Source organism: Micromonospora sp. KLBMP9576 (assembly GCF_050941805.1).
Taxonomy (GTDB): Bacteria; Actinomycetota; Actinomycetes; order Mycobacteriales; family Micromonosporaceae; genus Micromonospora.
Genome location: NZ_CP194567.1, coordinates 5268931 through 5288858 on the forward strand (window position 1 = coordinate 5268931; position 19928 = coordinate 5288858).

The 19928-nt window shown below is 74.3% G+C and carries 15 protein-coding genes; 3 read left to right on the forward strand and 12 right to left on the reverse strand.

Annotation, left to right across the window (positions count from 1 at the left end; all coding sequences use genetic code 11):
* Positions 1 to 27 precede the first annotated feature (27 nt).
* The gene (locus tag ACQ452_RS23250) at positions 28 to 459 is read right to left on the reverse strand and encodes a hypothetical protein (RefSeq protein WP_433387305.1); all 432 of its coding nucleotides are present in this window, start codon (positions 457 to 459) and stop codon (positions 28 to 30) included.
* Positions 456 to 656, reverse strand: coding sequence for a hypothetical protein (locus ACQ452_RS23255; RefSeq protein ID WP_433387306.1), 201 nt, complete (start codon positions 654 to 656; stop codon positions 456 to 458). The genes ACQ452_RS23250 and ACQ452_RS23255 overlap by 4 nt, the downstream gene beginning before the upstream one ends.
* A 35-nt stretch (positions 657 to 691) precedes the next feature.
* Here ACQ452_RS23255 and ACQ452_RS23260 point away from each other — a divergent pair, with 35 nt between their 5' ends.
* On the forward strand, positions 692 to 2182 hold the full coding sequence (locus ACQ452_RS23260) for an SDR family oxidoreductase (protein WP_433387308.1): 1491 nt from the start codon (positions 692 to 694) through the stop codon (positions 2180 to 2182).
* Between the two features lie 12 nt (positions 2183 to 2194).
* Here ACQ452_RS23260 and ACQ452_RS23265 read toward each other — a convergent pair whose 3' ends face one another.
* The 4 genes from ACQ452_RS23265 to prmC form a co-directional block, all read right to left on the reverse strand.
* A complete protein-coding gene (locus ACQ452_RS23265; protein ID WP_433387310.1) occupies positions 2195 to 4306 on the reverse strand; it encodes a transglycosylase domain-containing protein in 2112 nt (703 codons plus the stop codon).
* A gap of 116 nt (positions 4307 to 4422) precedes the next feature.
* Entirely contained in the window at positions 4423 to 5034 is a 612-nt protein-coding gene (locus ACQ452_RS23270; protein ID WP_433387311.1) for a phosphotyrosine protein phosphatase, read from the reverse strand.
* On the reverse strand, positions 5035 to 5679 hold the full coding sequence (locus tag ACQ452_RS23275; RefSeq protein ID WP_433394361.1) for an L-threonylcarbamoyladenylate synthase: 645 nt from the start codon (positions 5677 to 5679) through the stop codon (positions 5035 to 5037).
* Complete coding sequence (prmC, locus tag ACQ452_RS23280) at positions 5679 to 6617, reverse strand: peptide chain release factor N(5)-glutamine methyltransferase (protein ID WP_433394363.1); 939 nt, start codon at positions 6615 to 6617, stop codon at positions 5679 to 5681. The genes ACQ452_RS23275 and prmC overlap by 1 nt, the downstream gene beginning before the upstream one ends.
* 82 nt (positions 6618 to 6699) lie before the next feature.
* Between prmC and ACQ452_RS23285 the strand changes: the two genes are divergently transcribed.
* Positions 6700 to 8250 (forward strand): GGDEF domain-containing protein, encoded by a 1551-nt coding sequence (locus tag ACQ452_RS23285; RefSeq protein ID WP_433387313.1) that lies wholly within the window; start codon positions 6700 to 6702, stop codon positions 8248 to 8250.
* A gap of 54 nt (positions 8251 to 8304) precedes the next feature.
* Here ACQ452_RS23285 and prfA read toward each other — a convergent pair whose 3' ends face one another.
* Both prfA and rpmE read right to left on the reverse strand, forming a co-directional pair.
* Entirely contained in the window at positions 8305 to 9393 is a 1089-nt protein-coding gene (gene prfA / locus ACQ452_RS23290; RefSeq protein WP_433387315.1) for a peptide chain release factor 1, read from the reverse strand.
* Between the two features lie 93 nt (positions 9394 to 9486).
* Entirely contained in the window at positions 9487 to 9711 is a 225-nt protein-coding gene (gene rpmE / locus ACQ452_RS23295) for a 50S ribosomal protein L31 (RefSeq protein ID WP_088998650.1), read from the reverse strand.
* A gap of 299 nt (positions 9712 to 10010) precedes the next feature.
* Here rpmE and ACQ452_RS23300 point away from each other — a divergent pair, with 299 nt between their 5' ends.
* The gene (locus ACQ452_RS23300; RefSeq protein ID WP_433387317.1) at positions 10011 to 10907 is read left to right on the forward strand and encodes an AAA family ATPase; all 897 of its coding nucleotides are present in this window, start codon (positions 10011 to 10013) and stop codon (positions 10905 to 10907) included.
* Between the two features lie 110 nt (positions 10908 to 11017).
* On the opposite strand, the gene ACQ452_RS23305 is transcribed toward ACQ452_RS23300, so the two are convergent.
* The 4 genes from ACQ452_RS23305 to ACQ452_RS23320 form a co-directional block, all read right to left on the reverse strand.
* Positions 11018 to 14512 carry a phosphodiester glycosidase family protein gene (locus ACQ452_RS23305; protein WP_433387318.1) on the reverse strand — a complete coding sequence of 1165 codons (3495 nt, stop codon included), beginning with the start codon at positions 14510 to 14512 and terminating at the stop codon, positions 11018 to 11020.
* Positions 14513 to 15016: 504 nt separating this feature from the next.
* Complete coding sequence (rho, locus tag ACQ452_RS23310) at positions 15017 to 17242, reverse strand: transcription termination factor Rho (RefSeq protein ID WP_433387319.1); 2226 nt, start codon at positions 17240 to 17242, stop codon at positions 15017 to 15019.
* 295 nt (positions 17243 to 17537) lie between these two features.
* The gene (gene thrB, locus ACQ452_RS23315; protein WP_433387321.1) at positions 17538 to 18482 is read right to left on the reverse strand and encodes a homoserine kinase; all 945 of its coding nucleotides are present in this window, start codon (positions 18480 to 18482) and stop codon (positions 17538 to 17540) included.
* Positions 18483 to 18657: 175 nt separating this feature from the next.
* Positions 18658 to 19890, reverse strand: a complete 1233-nt coding sequence (locus ACQ452_RS23320; RefSeq protein WP_433394365.1) for an MFS transporter — start codon at positions 19888 to 19890, stop codon at positions 18658 to 18660.
* Between the last annotated feature and the right edge of the window lie 38 nt (positions 19891 to 19928).

Genomic DNA, 19928 nt, shown 5'->3' on the forward strand with positions numbered 1-19928 from the left:
ATGCCGGACGCGGGCCCGGTATCGCGCTCACTCATCGCGCCGCTCGAAGGTCGGCAGCGGCGAGCGCATGGCCCACGCCAGGTGGGTACCCGTCCAGACCACGACGGCCGCGATGATCGCCACCCCCATGTCGGGCAGGCCGGGCCAGCCGGTGGCCGCCACGGCCGCCATCGCCACCCCGAGCACCACGATCTTCGTGGCGTAGGTGACCAGCCCCACCGACATGATCATCCGGGGGTTGACGGCGTCCGCCCAGGCCACCGAGACACCGGAGATGAGGTAGCTGGCGATGACGAGCGCGATCCCGGCGGCCACGCCGGCCGCGCCGGTGGCCCCGCGCAGCACCGCCGCGACGGGCACCGCGACGAGCGCCAGCACCCCACAGGCCAGCAGCGGCAACCGCAGGTGCGGCAGCCGGGCCCGGACGGCGCCCGGCTCGCCCGCGCGCGGCTCGCTCATCGGGTCGCGGCCGGGACGGCCACGGTCGAGCCGGGCGCGGCCGGCACCGCCGGCGAGGTGGGGCTCCCGCCGGCGCCCCGTCGCCGGCCACCACCCAGCCGGTCCGGCTCGCCGAGCACCCCTGCCGCGATCCGCGGGTCGGTAGCGCGGAGCTGGTCGAAGTCCCGCCCCCGGAAGGTGCTCGTCTCAGTAGCCACAGCGCCAGAGTCTATTGGGCCGCACACTGGAGGCCGTGAGATGCCTGGTCACGGGAGCGACGGGTTACATCGGCGGGCGCCTGGCGCCCCGGCTGCTGACGGAGGGGCACGAGGTGCGCTGCCTGGCCCGCAAGGCGGGACGGCTGCGCGACGTGCCGTGGGCGGCGCGGACCGGGATCGCCGAGGGCGACCTGCGCCGGCCGGAGACACTGCCCGCCGCGTTCGAGGGCGTGGACGTCGCGTACTACCTCGTGCACTCGCTCGGACAGCCCGGCTTCGAAACCGCCGACCGGGAGGCCGCCACCGGGTTCGCCACGGCCGCGCGGGCCGCCGGCGTACGCCGGATCGTCTACCTGGGTGGGCCGGAACCGGCGGCGGACCGGGAGGTCCCGTCGGCGCACCTGCGCTCCCGGGCCGAGGTGGGACGGATCCTGCTCGGCAGCGGGGTACCGACGGCGGTGCTGCGGGCCGCGGTGATCATCGGGTCCGGCTCGGCCTCCTTCGAGATGCTGCGCTACCTGACCGAGCGGCTGCCGGCCATGGTCACCCCCCGCTGGGTACGCAACCGGATCCAGCCGATCGCCGTCCGGGACGTACTGCGCTACCTGGTCGGCTGCGCGAGCCTGCCGCCGCAGGTCAACCGCGCCTTCGACATCGGCGGGCCGGACATCCTCACCTTCGAGGACATGATGCAGCGCTACGCGCGGGTGGCCGGGCTGCGCCGGCGGACCATCGTGCCGGTGCGGCCACTGACGCCGTCGCTCTCCTCGCACTGGGTCGGCCTGGTCACCCCCGTGCCGAACGCGATCGCCCGGCCCCTGGTGGAGAGCCTGGTGCACGAGGCCGTCGCCCACGAGCACGACATCGCCGCGTACGTGCCCGACCCGCCGGAGGGGCTGACCGGCTTCGACCAGGCGGTCGCGGCGGCACTCGCGAAGGTCCGCGACGGCGCGGTGGAGACCCGCTGGTCGACCGCGAGCGGCTCCGACGCGCCGGCCGAGCCGCTGCCCAGCGACCCGGAGTGGTCCGGCGGGACCGCCTACACCGACATCCGCGAGCGGGCGGTGCACGCACCGCCGGACGCCCTGTGGCGGGTCGTCGAGGGCGTCGGCGGCGAGCACGGCTGGTACTCGTTCCCGCTGGCCTGGTCGGTGCGCGGCTGGCTGGACCGGCTCATCGGCGGGGTGGGGCTGCGCCGCGGCCGGCGCGACCCGCACCACCTCCAGGTCGGCGAGGCGCTGGACTTCTGGCGGGTGGAGGAGATCGTCCCCGGCGAGCTGCTGCGGCTGCGCGCCGAGATGCGACTGCCCGGCCGCGCCTGGCTGGAGATGCGGGTCGTCCGGGTGGACAGCGCGGGCAGCCGCTACCACCAGCGGGCGGTGTTCCTGCCGCGCGGGCTGCCCGGGCACGCGTACTGGGGGGCCGTGGCACCCTTCCACGCCGTCGTGTTCGGCGGGATGGCCCGCAACATCGCCCGCCAGGCCGAGCAGGCCGCCGGCCGGCCCGCCCCCGCCGCGCGCCCCTGAGCCGACCCCGGCTCAGTTGCCGGCCCGCACGCCCGTGAGCTGGAACGCGGTCGACTGGCTGGGCGGCACGAAGTCACGCACCGGCTCGTCGCGCAGCGCGGCGGCGAGCACCTCCCCCACCGCCGCCACGAGCTGCTGCTGCACCCGCTGACCGACCGGGTCGCGCGGATCGTCGGGGTTGGCGGCGATCGAGGCGACCGCCAACTGCGGGGTGAAGGCGACCACGGTCTCCGTCGCGTACCCGTCGGAGCTGCCCGTCTTGCCCGCCACCGGCCGACCGAGCTGCTGGCGCAGCCCCGGGGCGGTGCCGCCGGTGCACGTCCGGTACATCGACTGGTCACCGACCGGGCAGCGGGCCGCGTCGGTGGCCGCCCGGGCCACGTCCGCGTCGACCGCCTGCCGGCAGCCCGGCCGCGCGGCGGCCACCGGGCGACCGGCCGCGTCGGCGATCGAGACGACCGGCAGCGGCGCGCACCACGTACCCTCGGCCGCCAGCGCGGCGTACGCGCCGGCCAGGTCGAGCGGGGTGGTGGCCGAGACGCCGAGGGTGAACGGCCCCCACTCCTGCGCGCCGTGGCGCGCCAGCCGCGCGTCCTGCTCCGACCGGAACACAATCCCGAGCCGCTCCGCCATCTCCACCACCCGGTCCGCGCCGACCCGCTCGGTCAGCCACGCGAAGTACGTGTTGACCGACTGGCCGAACGCGGTCCACATGCTGTGCCGGCCGTTCATGGTCGGGCTGGCGTTGTGCGGGCACCAGTACCCGTCGCAGCTCGCCGCCCCGGTCACCGAGTAGCGGGTGAGCAGCTGCTCCGGCGCGTCGAACTCGGTGTTGAGCGGCAGGCCCGACTCCAGGGCGGCCAGCATCGCGAATACCTTGAACGTGGAACCGGCCTGGTAGCCCTCGATCGCACCGCCCCCCGCGGCCAGCGGGACGACCGTGTTCGGGTGGTTCTTCTGCCCGCCCGGATTGGCCTCCACGCCGTAGTGGCGGTTCACCGCCATCGCGAGCACCCGGCCCGTGCCGGGCTGGACCACCACCGTCGGCGCCGCCCGCTCATCGCCCACCGGGTAGACCCGGCGGACCTGCTCGGCGGTGACGCGCTGCACCGCCGGGTCGAGCGACGAGACGATGGAGAACCCGCCCCGGCGCAGCGTGAGCTGCCGCTCGTCGACCGTCGTGCCGAACGCCGGCTGGTCGTTCCACCAGCGGGTGAACCAGTCGCAGAAGAAACCCCAGTCGTTGTGCTGCACCGGCACCGCCGTGCAGTCGTTGGGCGTGTTGCGCGGTCGTAGCCGCAACTGCTCGGCACCGGCGCGGGCCGCCGCGTCGGCCGACACCTGCCCGGACTCCACCAGCCGGTCGAGCACGTACGCCCGGCGGGCGAGCGCGGCGTCCGCGTCGCCGTTGATCGGGTCGTCGGTGTGCGGGGACCGCACCAGGCCGGCCAGCAGCGCCGCCTCGGCCAGGGTGAGCCGCGTCGGCGGTTTGGAGAAGTAGCGCCGGCTCGCGGCGGCCACCCCGTACGCGCCGGCGCCGAAGTAGGCGATGTTGAGGTAGCGGGCCAGGATCTCGTCCTTGGTCAGCTCCCGCTCCAGGGTCAGCGCGTACCGCATCTCCTGGACCTTGCGGGCGGTGGTCAGCTCGCTGGCGGCGGCGCGCTGCCGCTCGCTGAGCCGGGGGTCGTTGCTGAGCACGTTGCGGACGTACTGCATGGTCAGCGTGGACGCGCCCTGCCGGGTCGTGCCGTCGCGCCGGTTGACCGTGAAGGCCCGCACCACCCCGCGCAGGTCGACCCCGCTGTGCTCGTAGAACCGGGCGTCCTCGGCGGCGATGATCGCCTGCCGCATCACCGGCGTCACCTCGGCCAGCGGCACGTCCACCCGGTCCTCCTGGTAGAAGGAGGTGATCAGGGTGGTGCCGTCGTTGGCGTAGAGGTTCGAACGCTGGGCCGTGGGCGGCGCGCGCAGCGTGTTCGGCAGCTCCGAGTAGGGCGCGGCGAGCGCCGAGAAACCGATCCCGAAGACCAGCGCGGCCGGCAGGGCCGCCACCGCGAGCACCAGCCCGGCCAGTACGCCGGCGATCAGCACGGTGAACACTTTGTCGAGGCGTGCCCGGGTCATCAGCTCTCCCCGCAGGAGCCGGTCAGGACCCACCCAGAATGACCCGAAAGGCCCTCTTGGCCGCCCCTTTCCCCCAGACCCGCAGGAAACTCACACGCCGGGGTACCTCGCGCGGGTTACGGCAGGAGCGCGGCGGCGAGCGGCTGAACGGTCTCCTCGATCTCGTCGGCGACCCGGCTGAAGCACTGGTCGCCACGCCCCCACGGGTCGTCGAGATCGTCGGTCGGCAGCGAGGAGGCGCCCGGGCGGGTGGCGTGGGCGGCCCGCACCAGCGCCACACCGCGCGCGTACACCCCCTCGGGGGTCGCCTCGGCCACCGGCAGCCCCGCGGCGTCCACCCCGGCGAGCAGCCGGCCGAACTCGCCCAGCACGAACGTGCGCGCCGCCGCGTCGGGCCGCAGCGCCACCACGTACTCCTGCTGGTCGGCGGTGGCGGTGAGGACGAGATCGGCGGCGTCGATGTGGTCGGAGCGCAGCTTGCGGGCGGCGAAGCCCTCGACGTTGCCGCCCCGGGCCGTCACCTGACGCGACGCTGGCGGGTTCATGTCCTCCCCCGCGTGCCAGCCACCCGTGCCCGCGCTGTGGCTGTGCAGCAGCTCGTCGGCGCGACCCGGCTCCACCCCGCGGCGGACCAGCCGCTCCCGCACCGCGAGGGCCAGCAGCCGCTCGGCCATCGGGGACCGGCAGATGTTGCCCATGCAGACGTGCAACACGGTGAACGGCGGCACTCAGACCCCCTGGCCGGTGAGGATGTCCGGCACCACGTCGCGGAGCTTCTCCAGCGCGACGGCGCCCTGGCGCAGCACCCGCGGCACCTCGCCGGTCAGGTCCACGATCGTGCTCGGCACCGGGTCCGGGCAGGGCCCGGCCTCCAGGTAGGCCCGCACCGAGTAGGCGAGCTGGTTGCGGGCCTCCTCGGCGGTGAGGGCCGCCGGCTGGCCGGCCAGGTTGGCCGAGGCGACCGCCATCGGACCGGTCTCGCGCAGCACCTCCAGCGCCACCGGGTGCAGCGGCATCCGCACCGCCACCGTCCCGGACGTGTCGCCGAGGTCCCAGCGCAGGCTCGGCGAGTGGGCGACGATGATGGTCAGCGCACCGGGCCAGAACGCCTCCACCAGGTCCCGGGCCGCCTGGGGCAGCGAGTAGACCAGGCCGTCGAGGGTGTGCCGGGAGCCGATCAGCACCGGCGGCGCCGTCGCCGGGCCGCCCTTGGCGTCCAGCAGGGCCTTCACCGCGTACGGGGTGAAGGCGTCCGCGCCGATGCCGTAGACCGTGTCGGTGGGTAGGACGACCAGCTCGCCGTTCTTGACCGCCTCGATGGCCGCAGCGATGCCGCGGTCCCGGTCGGCGGTCGACCGGCAGTCGTAGAGCATCACGGGGAGTCAGTCTGCCACGTCGCGCCGGCGGCGGCGTGCGGGCCGTCCGGCCGCCGGGACGCGGTCGCGAAGCGGGGCCGCCCGGTCAGGTCCCGGTGACCGGTCACCGCCGCGAACCGGCCGTCCCCGGCGAGCAGGTCGGGCACCGCCGCGCCGTGCGTGTCGTCGTGCTCGACGCCGACCACCCCGCCCGGTCGCAACAGGGCCGCCGCCCGGTCGACCACGGGCCGGATCACCGCCAGCCCGTCCGCGCCGCCGAAGACCGCGTCCGCCGGATCGTGCCGGCCCACCTCCGGGGGGACGACCACGCCCGACGGCACGTACGGCGGGTTGCAGAGCAGCACGTCGACCCGGCCCACCAGGTCGGCGAGCAGGTCGGCCGCCGTGACGTCGGCCACCACCACCTCGATCGGCCGGTCCCCCGCGGCGGCCCGCGCCGCCGCGTTGCGCCGCAGCCAGGGCAGCGCCGCCGCCGCCCGTTCCACCGCCACCACCCGGACCGCCGGCACCTCCTGGGCCACCGACAGGGCGATCGCGCCCGAGCCGCTGCACAGGTCCACCACCAGCCCGGCGCCCAGGTGCCGGGCCTGCGCGATCCCCCAACCGGCCAGCAGCTCGGTCTCCGGCCGGGGCACGAAGACGCCCGGCCCCACGGCCAGCTCCAGGTGCCGGAAGCCGGCGCTGCCCGTGACATGCTGCAACGGCTCCCGTCCGGCCCGCCGAGCCACCAGCCCGTCGAACCGGTCCAGTTGCTCGGCGGTGAAGTCGTCGGCGAGCGCCAGCCGCCCCCGCGGCACGGCGAGCACGTACGCGGCCAACTGCTCCGCCTCGGCGCGGGCGCTGCCGATCCCGGCCTCGGCGAGGGCCCGGGACGCGTGCGCCAACGCCACGGAGGGGCGTCGCCGTCTCGTCCCTTCGGACGGGTGTTGCGGCACGGTGGTCACGAGATAATCATGAGGTGTCGCGCCGGGCAGCACGAGCGGATGCGTCCGGACGCACACCGGCAGGGAGGTCGCGGTGGGTTGGCTCGACAGGGTCACCGACCAGGTTGACGCCCTGACCCGGGCACGGTTGCTGCAGGAGTCCAGCCGCTCCGCCGAGGCGTACGCGATCCTCGACCGGGTCGCCAGCACCACCACCGACCCGTACGCGCGGGCCGACGCCCTGGTGCAGCGCCTCTCCGCGGTGATCAATCTGGGCCGGACGGCCGAATACACCCGGGCCGTCGAGGAGGCCTCCACCGCCGTCCGCGATCTCGCCGAGCCCTACCTGCTCGGGCACCTCAACGCGCTGGCCGCGCTCGCCGCGCACCACCAGGGTGCGTTGGACCGCTGCGTCACCCACCTCGTGAAGGCCGCCCGGGCGCTGGGCGCGGTCGAGGGGCCCGACCGGGACACCGCGTGGGGCTGGCACGACCTGGCGATGGCCTACTCGTACCTCAGCTTCCACGGCTACGCCCTCGGCGCCATCGAACGTGCCCGGCAGCTCGGCACCGTCGCCGGCATCCCGGCGGAGACCTTCGCCGCCCCCGGCATCCGGCTGCGCAACGCGGTGGCGCTCGACCACAACGGCGACAGCGACGGCTGCCTGCGGGTGCTGCGGGACGTCGCCGCCGACCTCGACCGGTTCCTGCGCAGCGGGCGGGCCGGCAAACTGCGCCCGAGCAGCCTCGCCGCGTACGGCTACGCCGCCGCCCGGCGGGCGGCCCTCGGCGACCGGCTGGACGTCGACCCCGATGCCACCCCGACCCGGATGCTCGGCCACGGCGGCGACAGCGCCCGGGCCCGGGACATGCGCCAACTCGGCCAGATCTGCCTCGCCGTCACCGAGGGACGCCCCATCGAGGCCGTCACCCGGCTCGACACCGTCCGGGTCTCCACCGAGACGCTGGGCGCGGCCGAACCGGCCCGGCTGCGCAGCATCGCCCTGGCGCGGGCCGGCGACCACGCCGGGGCGCACCGGGCCGACCGGCTCGCGTTCCGGTTGGCCGCCCAACGCAACGACCGCCTCCGGGACGTCTACATCGACGGGATCGCCGCCCGCATCGACCACGAGGAGATGCGCCGCGAGGCGGCCCGCTTCGAGGGCGAGGCGTTGACCGACCCGCTGACCGGGCTGCCGAACCGGCGGCGGCTGGAGCGCTACATCGCCACGCTCGTCGCCCACGGCGACCGGGCGGTGATCGGCGTGTGCGACCTGGACGGCTTCAAGGCCGTCAACACCCGGCACGGGCACCACTCCGGCGACCTGGTGCTCCAGCGCATCGCCGGGGTGATCAACCGGGTGATGCGCCGGGGCGACTTCGTGGCCCGCTACGGCGGGGACGAGTTCGTGGTGGTGCTCCCCGGTGCGGGCATGGCCGAGGCGGCCGAGGTGGGCCGCCGGATCGACGCCGCGGTGCACGCCGAGGAGTGGGAGTCGCTGGTGCCGGGCACCCCGGTCGGGGTCAGCGTCGGCTTCGCCGAGGTGGGTGCCAGCGGCCGGGGCCTGCGCGACGCGCTGAGCACCGCCTTCGAGGCCGCCGACCGCGAGATGCTGCGCGCCAAGACCCGACCCCGCACCCCCTGATGTCGTAAACGATTCAGCCACAGACGGCCCGCGTGGGGCCCCGGCGGGGCCGGGTCAGCGGCGGGTCAGCTCGGTGTCGCCGGCGAGACGGGCGGCACGGTCCGCCTCGACGAGGGCGTCGAGCACCCCGTCCAGGTCGCCGGCCAGCGCCAGGTCCAGGTTGTACGCGGTGTAGCCGATGCGGTGGTCGGTGATCCGGTTCTGCGGGAAGTTGTAGGTGCGGATCCGCTCGGAGCGGTCGACGGTGCGCACCTGCGCCTTGCGGGCGTCCGAGGCGGCCGCGTCGGCCTGCTCCTGGGCCGCCGCGAGCAGCCGGGCGCGCAGGATCCGCATCGCCTGCTCCCGGTTCTGCAACTGGGACTTCTCGTTCTGGCAGGAGACCACGATGCCCGTCGGCACGTGCGTGATCCGCACCGCCGAGTCGGTGGTGTTCACCGACTGCCCGCCCGGCCCCGAGGAACGGAACACGTCGATGCGCAGCTCGTTCGGGTCGATGGTGACGTCGACGTCCTCGGCCTCCGGCAGCACCAGCACCCCGGCGGCGCTGGTGTGGATGCGGCCCTGCGACTCGGTGACCGGGACCCGCTGCACCCGGTGCACGCCGCCCTCCCACTTGAGCCGGGACCACACCCCGTTGCCGCCCTCGGGCACGCCCTTGGTCTTGATCGCCAGCGAGACGTCCTTCACCCCGCCCAGATCCGAGTCCTGCGCGTCGAGCACCTCGGTGAGCCAGCCGCGCCGCTCGGCGTAGCGGGTGTACATCCGCAGCAGGTCGCCGGCGAACAGCGCCGACTCCTCGCCGCCCTCGCCCGCCTTGATCTCGACGATGACGTCCTTGGCGTCGTGCGGGTCGCGCGGGATCAGCAACTCCGCCAGCCGCTGCTCCAGCGCCGGCAGGCTCGCCGCGATCGCCTCGGCCTCGGCGGCGAAGGACGCCTCCTCGGCGGCCAGCTCCCGGGCGGCGGCGAGGTCGGCGCGGGCCTGCTCCAGTTCCCCGGCCGCCTTGTGCAGCGGCACCAGCGCGGCGTACCGGCGGCCGACCCGGCGGGCGGTGCCCTGGTCGGCGTGGATGGCCGGATCAGCCAGCCGCTTCTCCAGCTCGGCGTACTCGTCGAGGAGGGCGGCCAGACGCTCGCTGCTCATGCGGGAGGGCTCCTTCGACGAGGGCTGGATCCGGGGAGATACGGACGACGCCCGCGCCCGGCACGAAACCGGACGCGGGCGCCGAACGAGGAGCTACTTGGCCTTCTTGGCCTGAACCTTGGCGTACTTCTGCTGGAACTTCGCCACCCGGCCCGCGGTGTCCAGAACGCGCTGCTTGCCGGTGTAGAACGGGTGGCAGGCGCTGCAGGTCTCGACGTGGATCGAGCCGCCCTTGGCGGTGCTGCGGGTGGTGAACGTGTTACCACAGGAGCAGCTGACCTCGGTGGTCACGTACTCCGGGTGGATGTTGGACTTCATCTCGCCTCGGTCCTCTCGTGGATGGTCGCCGGGTCGCCGTGGGTGTCCGTCGCGGCCTGCGACGGGCGGGCGTGAACCGGAACCGGTGGCCGATTGACCAGTGTGCCATGGGCGTACGCCGACCCGGCAGTCGGGCCGCACGGCTGGTCCGGCTTCGACAACGCACGCCGCACCTCCCGCATTCCCGACGCCCGGCCGGGCATTCATCCCGCCACGGCCGCCGCTGGCGTCGTGCCCCGGGCGGGGCACGACACCGGTGGCCGGCGGGACCGCCGACGACCTACGACACGGAGGACCTGATGCCCCGCCTGATCGCCACCCGGGGACTGCCCGCCTCCGGCAAGACCACGTTCGCGCGGACACTCCAGCCGTCCGTGGTCCGCGTCAACCGGGACGACCTGCGCCGGATGCTGCACGGCGAGCGGCTGTTCACCCAGTGGGCGGAGTGGCAGGTCACCGTCGTGCAGCGGGCGCAGGTCGAGGCGCTGCTGCGGGTCCGGGCCGACGTCTGCGTCGACGACACCAACCTGCGGTCGCGGACCCTGCGCGACTGGGCCGACCTGGCCGCCCGGCACGGCGCCGAGTTCGAGGTGCACGACTTCACCGACGTGCCGCTCGCGGAGTGCCTGCGCCGCGACGCCGCCCGCCCCGGGGCCGACCGGGTCGGCGAGGCGTGGATCCGCCGGCTGCACGAGCGCTACCTGGAGGGTCGTACGCTGCCGCTGCCCGTGCCGCAGGCCCGGACGGGGCGGCCCGCCACGGTGCACACCCCGTCGAGCGAGCCGCCGGAGATCGTGCTGGTCGACATCGACGGCACGGTCGCGCTGAACGTCTCGCGCAGCCCGTACGACATGACCCGGGTCGGCGAGGACGAACCGAACCCGGCGGTGATCGCGGCGGTCCGGGCGATGCACGCCGCCGGGTACGGGGTGGTGTTCTGCTCGGGCCGGGACGCCACCGCCCGCGCCGCCACCGAGGCGTGGCTGGGCCGGCACGTCCGGGTCCCCCACCTCGGGCTGCACCTGCGAGCCGTCGGCGACAACCGGAAGGACTCCGTGGTCAAGCGGGAGATCTACGAGCGCGAGATCGCCGACCGCTACCGGGTGGTCGGCGTCTTCGACGACCGCCAGCAGGTGGTGCGGATGTGGCGCGCCCTCGGCCTCACCGTCTTCCAGGTGGCCGAGGGCGACTTCTGAGGCCCGCACCGGTCACCGGCGCGGGGCCGTGCGGTCTCACACAGGCGTCGGAGAAGGGCCCCTCCCCCAACGCACCGAGCGTCGGGGAAGGGGCCCTTCCTCACTTCCCGCTAGGCGGCGGGGGCCGCGGCGGCCGCCGTCAGGGTGACGGTGGCCTCGGCGCGCGCGCCGTTGACGTCGACGGCCAGCTTGACCTGCGCGCCGGGGCGCAGGGCGGTGAGCTTGCCGGTGGCCGGGTCGAAGCGGGCCACGTGCCAGGGCTTCAGTCCGAGGATCGAGCCGATGTGCACGTTCGGCGAGGCGGACCAGTCTGCGCTCACCGGCGCCGCCACCGGCACCGTACGCCCGCCGGGCTGGGTCAGCGTGGCGGTGACCGTCGCCGGGGTGCCGACCGCGACGCTGGCCGGTGCGGCCAACGCGAGCGTGTCGACGTGCGCGTGGAACTCGGCGGCGACCCAGCGCGGGCCCTCGACGAGGGGGTTGCGCCGGGCCCGGTCGGCCTCGGCCGGGCTCACCGGGTCGACCCCGAACTCCGTCCACCCGGTGAAGCCGCCCTGGGCGGCGGGGGTCGAGGGGTTCTTGCCCGAGTTGCCGTTGATCAGGTAAGGCACCCCGTCGACCCGGTCGGCGTGGAAGGTGCCGACGTGCCCGCCGACGAACGCCGCGCCCTTGCCGGTGCGGTGCTGGAAGTCGGCCAGCCACTGCTCCAGCAGCGCCGCCTCCTTCCGGTCGCCGAGCTGGCTGGCCTTGGCCGGGCTCGGATCGCGCGGCGGGTGGTGGTGCACCACGACCACCGAGCCGACGGCCGGGTCACCGGCCGCCGAGTCGAGCGCCTCGCGCAGCATCCGCACCTGGTCGAAGCCGCCGCCGCGCAGCGAGCCGGCCGACGAGTTCAGCGTGACGAACCGGGTGCCCTTGTGGTCGAAGGTCCGCTCGGTGTCGCCGAAGGCGGCCCGGAAGTTGGCGATCGGGGCGCCCATGATCTCGTGGTTGCCAGGCACGTAGTAGTACGGCAGTTCTCCGCCGAGTTCCTCGTCCAGCAGCCGCTTGGCCAGCGCGAAGTCCGCCGGGTACGCGGTGTCCACGAAGTCGCCGTTGATCACCAGGAAGTCCGGCTTCGCGGCCTTGACCTCGCGCAGCGTACGGCGGGCCTGGGCGACCAGGTCGCTGTCCGGGTTCGCCGCGACGAACTGCGCGTCGGACATGACCGCGAAGCGCCAGGGCGCACCGTCCACAGTGCCGTCGCGCAGCACCACCCGGTCGGTACGCGGCGTCTCGGCCGGCGCGTCGACCGTCGGCGGCACCTTGGCCACCAGGTCGTCGATGACCACCTCGCTGCGGTACTGCGCGGCGGCGTTGGTCTCCGCCACGTAGAAGCGGCGGATCCGCACCGGGTACTGCACTCCCGCCGGCACGGCGAACTCGACGTACTTCCAGCCCGTCCAGTCGATCAGCGGGCCGCGCAGCACGTGCTGGGTGTCCTGCGCGTCGTGCAGGTGCAGGCTGGGCCACTCCCCCGTGCCGTTGCCGTTGATCCACATGCCGAAGGCCTGCGGCTGGCCGGGCACCGTGATCCAGGCCGGCGGGTCCGCGTACGCGGCCCGGGTGCCGGTGGACTGGCTGAAGTCGTACGTCATCTTCAGGCCCGTGCCGGTGTGGCCCGGCGCGGGCGCGACCGCGCCGCTGGCCCGGGCCTGGCTGAACTTCCAGCTCGCCGCGTCGTCGAAGCCGGCCACCGGCACGTCGGTGAGCCCGACGGTGACCGGCAGGACGGTGCTGCTGCGGCCGACGTGGACGGTGACCAGCGCCGAGCCGGTGCCCCGCAGCGCGGTGACGGCGAGGTTGCCGTCGGCGGTCGGAGCGATCTTCAGCAGGTCCTTGTCGTAGTCGAGCTTGAGGTCGGCCGGCTCGATCGGGGCGGTGTTGCCCTCGGCGTCGTAGCCGACCACACCGAAGAGCGCGCTGCCGTCCGCACCGGTCAGCCCGACCCGGTCCACGGTGGAGTCGATGCGGGCCAGCGGCCCGAGCACGGTCAGGTCGATGGTGCCCCGGGCCGTGCCCCGTGAGGCGGTGACCGTGGTGCTGCCGGGCAGGAGGGCCCGGAAGCGGCCCTTGCTGTCGACGACGCCGTGCAGCGCCGGGTTGGCCCGCCACGTCGGCGCGCCGGCCGCCGGGCCGTACGTCTCGTCGTGGCCGGCGGCGGTGAGCCGGCGGGTGAGGCCGGGGAAGACGCGGTCGGGTCGGCCGCCGCGCACCGGCGCCACGCCGGGGGCGGTGGTCGGGTCGCTGGCGGTCTCCAGCCAGTACCCGGTGAGCCGGCCGCTGCCCTTGGGCGCGTAGATGGCCAGGCCGTTGGGCACGGCACGCTCGCTGCCGTCGGACGGGCTGTTCTCGACCTGCACGGCCGCCGCGCCCGGCTCCCGGGCGAGCAGGGTGGAGGAGCCCCCGCCGTCGAGGTTGAGCGCGTGGTGCGCGCCGAGTTCGGCCATCATGCGGCCCATCTCGGTCTGGGTAACACCGCGGCTGTCGACCTGCCGGCCGTCCACGGTCATCATGATCATGCGGCGGCCGTCGGCGGAGAAGCCGACGGACGTGCGCGGGGCCAGCGACGCGTCGGCGATGCTCTGCACCACTCCGTCGCGGACCAGCACGTTGCCGCCGCCGACCGCCGCGTGCAGGTTGCTGCCGTCGGTCGGCTTGGGCTGCCAGGCGACCGTCACCGCATCGCCGGGGCGCAGCCCGGCGAGGGCGTCCGCGCCGGCGTCGCGGCCGAGAAGCACGGTGGTGCCGGCCGGGATCGGTCCGGTTCCGGCCGTGGGGCCGACGGTGGCGACACGACCGTCGACCACCGTGACCTCGGTGACGCGGTCCGCGCCGCTGACCGCCCGTTCCCGGGTGTACGACCCCCAGAGCGCGGTGAACACGCCGATCCCGTTCGCCTGGATCATGTTGTTGAACTGGGTCAACGTCACCGGTCCGGTGGGCAGCGTCGCGGTGCCGTCGAAGTTCACCTCGATCACCCGCCCCAGCCCCTCGGTGGTGATCGCGACGGCGTTGCGGTGACCGCTGACCGCTGACTGGACCAGTTGCCCGTCGCGGATGCCGACGCCCTGGGCGGCACCGGAGTTGTTGATGTCGAAGAAGTCGCCGTTGACCGCGGCGACGGCGCGGGCCTCGTCGATGGTGCCGCGCAGCGGCTCGGCGCGGCTGACGGCGCCGGCGTTGACATAGTCCACGGTGAGGCCGCCGTCGAGGTCGGCGGTGAGCGCGTCGGCGCGCAGCCAGCCGTCGGCGTCGTACCGGTCGAAGGAGGTCAGGGCGAGGCCCGGCGCGACCGGGCGGGTGGTCTTCGCGGTCTCCAGCCCGCCGGCCGGCGCCACGCCGGTCGGCGCCGCGGCCGACGTGCTCGCCGCCGGATCGGCGGCGAGTGTCACGGAGCCCGCGGGGTGCGAGGAGGCACGCGGTGCGTCCTCGGCCGCGGTCTGGAAGGGGTCGGTGGCCGGTGCCGGCGCACCGGCGGTCGCCGGCACTGTGCCGACCAGGGTGAGCAGCGGCGTCAGCAGGAGGACGCCTGCGAGCCGGGAGGAACGTCTGCGGGTACGCATGGGCGACAGTCAACCGGACGGTGAATAGAAGTTTCAATACCCGCCGCACATCGCGAAGGAAAACTCCAGCCAACTGTGGTGCGGCGGGAAGGCGACGATGCCCGCTTGGCGTCACGGATCGTGACCGGGAATCGGTGCTCCGCACCTGCACGCCGCCCCCTTTGCTCTGCACCCATATCGGCACCGCACACCCTGCGTCAGCGGTGCGTCGGTGGCTGCAGAGCAAAGGGGCCGCAGGGGTGCCAGGCTCGGCTCGAGGTCGCCGGAGAAACGCCTGGTCAGCAGGCATCGGCAACGCTGACCCGAATCGGCCGGCGTCCTGGGGGGAAAAATCAGCTACACAGAGTGAGGCCGGGTCTGAGACTCCGGGTCTCACCGAGAGTCAGCACCGGATACGAATCGGCGCAGGTGGAGCAACGCGGCCCCGACGGCAACGCGGCGCGCGGACGCGAGAAGGGCACGGCCACCGGCCGTGCCCTTCTCGCTCGCCTCACCTGGGAAGGGTCACTCCCCCGGCGTGGACTTCGCGATCTGCATCAGGAACTCGATGTTGGTGCGGGTCTTCTTGAGCTTGTCGAGCAGCAGGTCCATCGCCGCCTGCGAGTCCAGCGAGTGCAGGACCTTGCGGAGCTTGTGGAGGATGGCCAGCTCCTCCGGCGCGAGCAGCACCTCTTCCTTACGGGTGCCGGACGGGTTGACGTCGATGGCCGGGAAGGTGCGCTTGTCGGCGATCTTCCGGTCCAGCTTGAGCTCCGCGTTGCCGGTGCCCTTGAACTCCTCGAAGATGACCGTGTCCGCCATGGATCCGGTCTCCACCAGCGCCGTGGCGATGATGGTCAGCGAGCCGCCGTTCTCGATGTTGCGAGCCGCGCCGAGGAAGCGCTTCGGCGGGTACAGGGCGGTGGAGTCGATACCACCCGACATGATCCGGCCGCTGGCCGGCGCCGCCAGGTTGTACGACCGGCCGAGGCGGGTCACCGAGTCGAGCAGCACGACCACGTCGTGCCCCAGCTCGACCAGGCGCTTCGCCCGCTCGATCGCCAGCTCCGCCACCGTCGTGTGGTCCTGCGGCGGACGGTCGAACGTGGCCGCGACGACCTCGCCCTTGATCGACCGCTGCATGTCGGTGACCTCTTCGGGCCGCTCGTCAACCAGCACCACCATCAGGTGGCACTCCGGGTTGTTGTGCGTGATCGCGTTGGCGATCGCCTGGAGCACCATCGTCTTACCCGCCTTGGGCGGCGACTGGATGAGTGCCCGCTGGCCCTTGCCGATCGGCATGACGAGGTCGATGACCCGGGTGGTCAGGATGTGCGGCTCCGTCTCCAACCGCAGGCGCTCCTGCGGGTAGAGCGGAGTGAGCTTGTAGAACTCCGGCCGGTGCTTCGCCTCGTCCGGCTCCATCCCGTTGATGGTGTCCAGCCGCACCAGCGGGTTGTACTTGTCCCGCCGCTGCTCGCCGTCGCGGGACGCCCCCGCGCGTACGGCGCCGGTGATCGCGTCACCGCGACGCAGGCCGTACTTCTTGATCTGCGACATCGAGACGTACACGTCGTTCGGGCCGGCCAGGTAGCCGGTGGTCCGCACGAAGGCGTAGTTGTCGAGCACGTCGATGATGCCGGCCACCGGGACGAGCACGTCGTCCTCGCCGACCTGCGGCTCGCGGCCGCCACTGTCGCCGCCGCCCTCGGGACGGTCACTGCGACCCCGGCGGCGATCCCGGAACCGGCTGCGCCGCCCGCGACGGCCGCCACTCTCGTCGTCGTCGCCGTCGATGTCACGCTCGGCGCGCTGTCCCCGGTCGCCGCGCTCGTTACGGTCGCCCCGGTCGTTGCGGTCGCCCCGGTCGGCACGCTCGCCCCGCTCGTTGCGGTCGCCCCGCTCGTTGCGGTCGCCCCGGTCGGCACGCTCGCCCCGCTCCGCGCGGTCGCCCCGGTCGGCACGCTCGCCCCGCTCGTTGCGGTCGCCCCGCTCGTTGCGGTCGCCCCGCTCGGCACGGTCACCGCGCTCCGCACGGTCACCCCGCTCGGCACGGTCACCGCGCTCCGCACGGTCACCCCGCTCGGCACGCTCGCCACGCTCCGCACGGTCACCCCGCTCGGCACGGTCACCCCGCTCGGCACGGTCACCGCGCTCGGCACGGTCACGGCCGCGGTCGGCACGCTCGCCGCCCGCCGCCTCCTCCGGACGGGTCTCCGTCGCACGGGTCTCCGCCGGACGGGTCTCCGCCGGACGGGTCTCCACCGGAGCCTCTACCGGACGGGCCTCGTCCGTACGCGTCTCTGCCTGACGGGCCTCCGCCGGTCGGGCCTCGACGGCCCGCGATTCGGCGGTGGCAGCCCGGCTGCGCCGGGTCCGGCTACGGGGCTCGGTCCCGGCCACCGCCGGCTCCGCCGAAGCCTGCCCAGCAGTACGCCGCTCGGCCGCCGGCCGCTCGGTGGTCTCGCGGGCCTCTTCACGGACGGTCGCGGCCGCGGTCGCGACCTCGGCCCGCGGTCGAGGGGTCCCGGCGGCGGCGCCGCCCTGCCGCTCCGAGATCGCGCTGATCAGCTCGCCCTTGCGCATCCGGGCCGTGCCCGAGATGCCGAGCGAGGCGGCCAGGCTCTGCAGCTCCGGCAGCAGCATCGCCGACAGGCCGGTGCCGCTACGCCGACGACGGGCGGGGGCGGCGGTGGTGGCATCGCCAGCGACGTTGGAAACATCCGACGTCACGTCGGTGGTGTCGCTCAATGGATTCCTTCCCTCGATAGGCCGGGACTGCCCGGAGTCGAAAACAAGGTGGCCGGGCGGCCTCGGTGCACCCGCCTCGCATGGACGCGTCGCGGGAGTCTGTAACACAGCAACCAGCGGATTACCGACTCACCAAAGGTCGGTGAGCAGGTCTCGCCGTCTGCGGCGACCCGTGAATACTGCGGTGCGGCGTGGGCCTAGGCAGGGATGACGGGCTTACCGCCGAGAGCTTCGGGGGTGCGCCGACCCGCAGGGAGATCGCATGCTTCGCGGCTGTGCTAAGTCTAGAGCGTAATCAACTCTTCCGACCTGCGGCAACAGGGCCCCGCTCTGCGTGTCCCAGTCTACCCCGGGCAACCTGTGCTCCGCGCCCGTCTGGGTCCAACGGCAGGACCCGCCAGCCTGTTCCCGCCACGAAGCCCCCGGGTGGGGCGGTCAGGGCCAGGACGGTCGGTCCCGCCCCGCTGATCACGGCGGCCACACCCACCTCACGCAGCGCTTTCACCAGGGCGGCGCTGCCCGGCATCGCATCGGCGCGGTAGTCCTGGTGCAGCCGGTCGACGGTGGCCGGCAGCAGCAACGCCGGCTCGGCGGTCAACGCGTGCACCAGCAGCGCGGCGCGGCCGGCGTTCAGCGCCGCGTCGGCGTGCGGCACCATGGCCGGCAGCGCGGCCCGCGCGGTCGCCGTCAGGCCGCGCTCCGCCGGCACGAAGGCCGTCGGTCGTACGCGGTCGGCGACCGGCAGCGACACCGCCCGCGCACCGGACGCCTCCGTCCAGGCGAGGGTGAAGCCGCCGAGCAGGCACGGCGCCACGTTGTCCGGGTGGCCCTCGATCTCGGCGGCGAGCCGTAGCGCGGCGGCGTCGTCGAGGCGGGCCTCGCCGTCGCCGACCAGTGCTCGGGCCAGCAGCACCCCGGCGACGATCGCCGCGGACGAGGAACCCAACCCGCGCGCCTGCGGGATGCGGTTGACGCACTCCACCGCGAGCCCCGGCGGCTGACCGCCGAGCGCGTCGAAGGCCGCCCGCATGGCGCGTACGACGAGGTGCCGGTCGCCGGCCGGCAGCTCCCCGGCCCCCTGCCCCGTCACCGTCACCGTGACGCCCGCTGCCGTCACCTCGGCGGCCACGTCGTCGTGCAGCGACAGGGCGAGCCCGAGGGCATCGAATCCCGGCCCCAGGTTGGCACTGGTGGCGGGGACCCGGACCCGGACCGGGCCGGTGGTGAAGTTCGTCGGCACGGGCCCATGCTAGGGCTCCGCGGCGACGGCAGGGGCCGCCGCCCGCCGGGTGGGACGGGCCGTAGGCCCCGGGCCGCGCACCGGCCGGGCGCCGCGCAACCAGCCGGTCAGGGGCCAGCCGGTCAGCGGCCAGCCGGTTAGCGGCCAGCCGAGAGGGCGGCCCGCGTCCGGCGGGTCAGTGGGCGGCGCTCGGGGCCGGCTGTCCCGCCGGTTGCGTGAGCGAGAGCCCACGGGTGGCGATCCGCCAGCCGAGCGCGTAGACCACCGTGACGAGGCCGCAGCTCGCCAGCACCACCCGCTCGTCCAGGGTGTCCACCACGGCGGCCACCGCGAGCTGGCTGACCGAAACGGCCAGGGTCGCCAGCATCATGTCGGTGGCGAAGACCCGGCCGCGCAGCCGGTCCGGCACCTCGCCCTGCAGGGCGAAGTTCGACAGCACCCAGTTGCTGCCGCCCGCGAGGTGGGCGACGAAGACCAGGGCCAGCACCAGCGGGAACCAGTTCGCCACCGAGGTGCCGAGGTAGGCCAGGCCGTAGAGGGACATGGACAGCGCCAGGCCGGGCAGCAGCCAGGCCCGGTTGGCCAGCACCCGGCGCATCAGGATCGGTCCGACCAGGGCCCCCGCCCCACGGACCGCGAAGAGCAGCCCGGTGCCGACCGGCCCCACCCCGTACACGGCTGCGAGCAGTGGAAAGACCGTCAGTACGCCGTTGCCGAGCCCGACCGCCGACTTGACCGTGACCAGCGCCAGCACCCTCGGCCGGTGCCCGATGTAGCCCAGGGCCTCGCGGATCGCCGGCCAGGTCCGCTGCGGCGGTGCGTGGGCGTCGCGGGGCGCCTGCAACGGCCGGCGGATCAGCGCGGCCAGGCCCGCGGCGACCACCAGCCCCGCCACCGCCACCCAGAAGCAGGCGTACGGGCCGACGGCGGCGCTGAGCAGGCCGCCGAGGGAGGCGCCGACGACGGTCGTGGTGCCCCAGGCCGAACCTGCGACGGCGTTGCCGGCGGCCAACTCGTCGGGGTCCAGCACGTTGGGCAGGGCCGCCTGGGCCGCCGGGGAGTAGAAGGCCTTGGCGACCGCCACCACGCCGATCCCCGCCATCGCCAGCCAGGCCGTCCCGGCGCTGCGCACCCCGAGCAGCATGAGCACGCCGAGCAGGGCCGCGAGGTTCGAAATGATCATGATTTTCCGCCGGTCGAACCGGTCGGCCACCGTGCCCGTGTAGGGCAGCAGCAACGCCACGATGCCGGTGTCGACGGCGAGCACGAGGGCGCCCCACACGCCGCTGCCCGTCAGCTTCGGCAGCAGCACCAGCAGCGGCACCATGACGAACCAGTCGGCGCCGAAGACCACCAGCTCGGCGAGGAAGAGGTTGCGGAAGCTCCGGTTGCGGGTGAGGACCGACATGGTGGACGCCACGCCCGGGACCCTACCGGCCGGCGCGG

Bases quoted from the DNA above. Each gene is read 5' to 3' on its own strand.
- ACQ452_RS23265 (WP_433387310.1), bottom strand. From the start codon at position 4,306: ATGACCCGGGCACGCCTCGACAAAGTGTTCACCGTGCTGATCGCCGGC.
- ACQ452_RS23275 (WP_433394361.1), bottom strand. From the start codon at position 5,679: ATGCTCTACGACTGCCGGTCGACCGCCGACCGGGACCGCGGCATCGCT.
- ACQ452_RS23250 (WP_433387305.1), bottom strand. From the start codon at position 459: ATGAGCGAGCCGCGCGCGGGCGAGCCGGGCGCCGTCCGGGCCCGGCTG.
- ACQ452_RS23300 (WP_433387317.1), top strand. From the start codon at position 10,011: ATGCCCCGCCTGATCGCCACCCGGGGACTGCCCGCCTCCGGCAAGACC.
- rpmE (WP_088998650.1), bottom strand. From the start codon at position 9,711: ATGAAGTCCAACATCCACCCGGAGTACGTGACCACCGAGGTCAGCTGC.
- ACQ452_RS23320 (WP_433394365.1), bottom strand. From the start codon at position 19,890: ATGTCGGTCCTCACCCGCAACCGGAGCTTCCGCAACCTCTTCCTCGCC.
- prfA (WP_433387315.1), bottom strand. From the start codon at position 9,393: ATGAGCAGCGAGCGTCTGGCCGCCCTCCTCGACGAGTACGCCGAGCTG.
- ACQ452_RS23305 (WP_433387318.1), bottom strand. From the start codon at position 14,512: ATGCGTACCCGCAGACGTTCCTCCCGGCTCGCAGGCGTCCTCCTGCTG.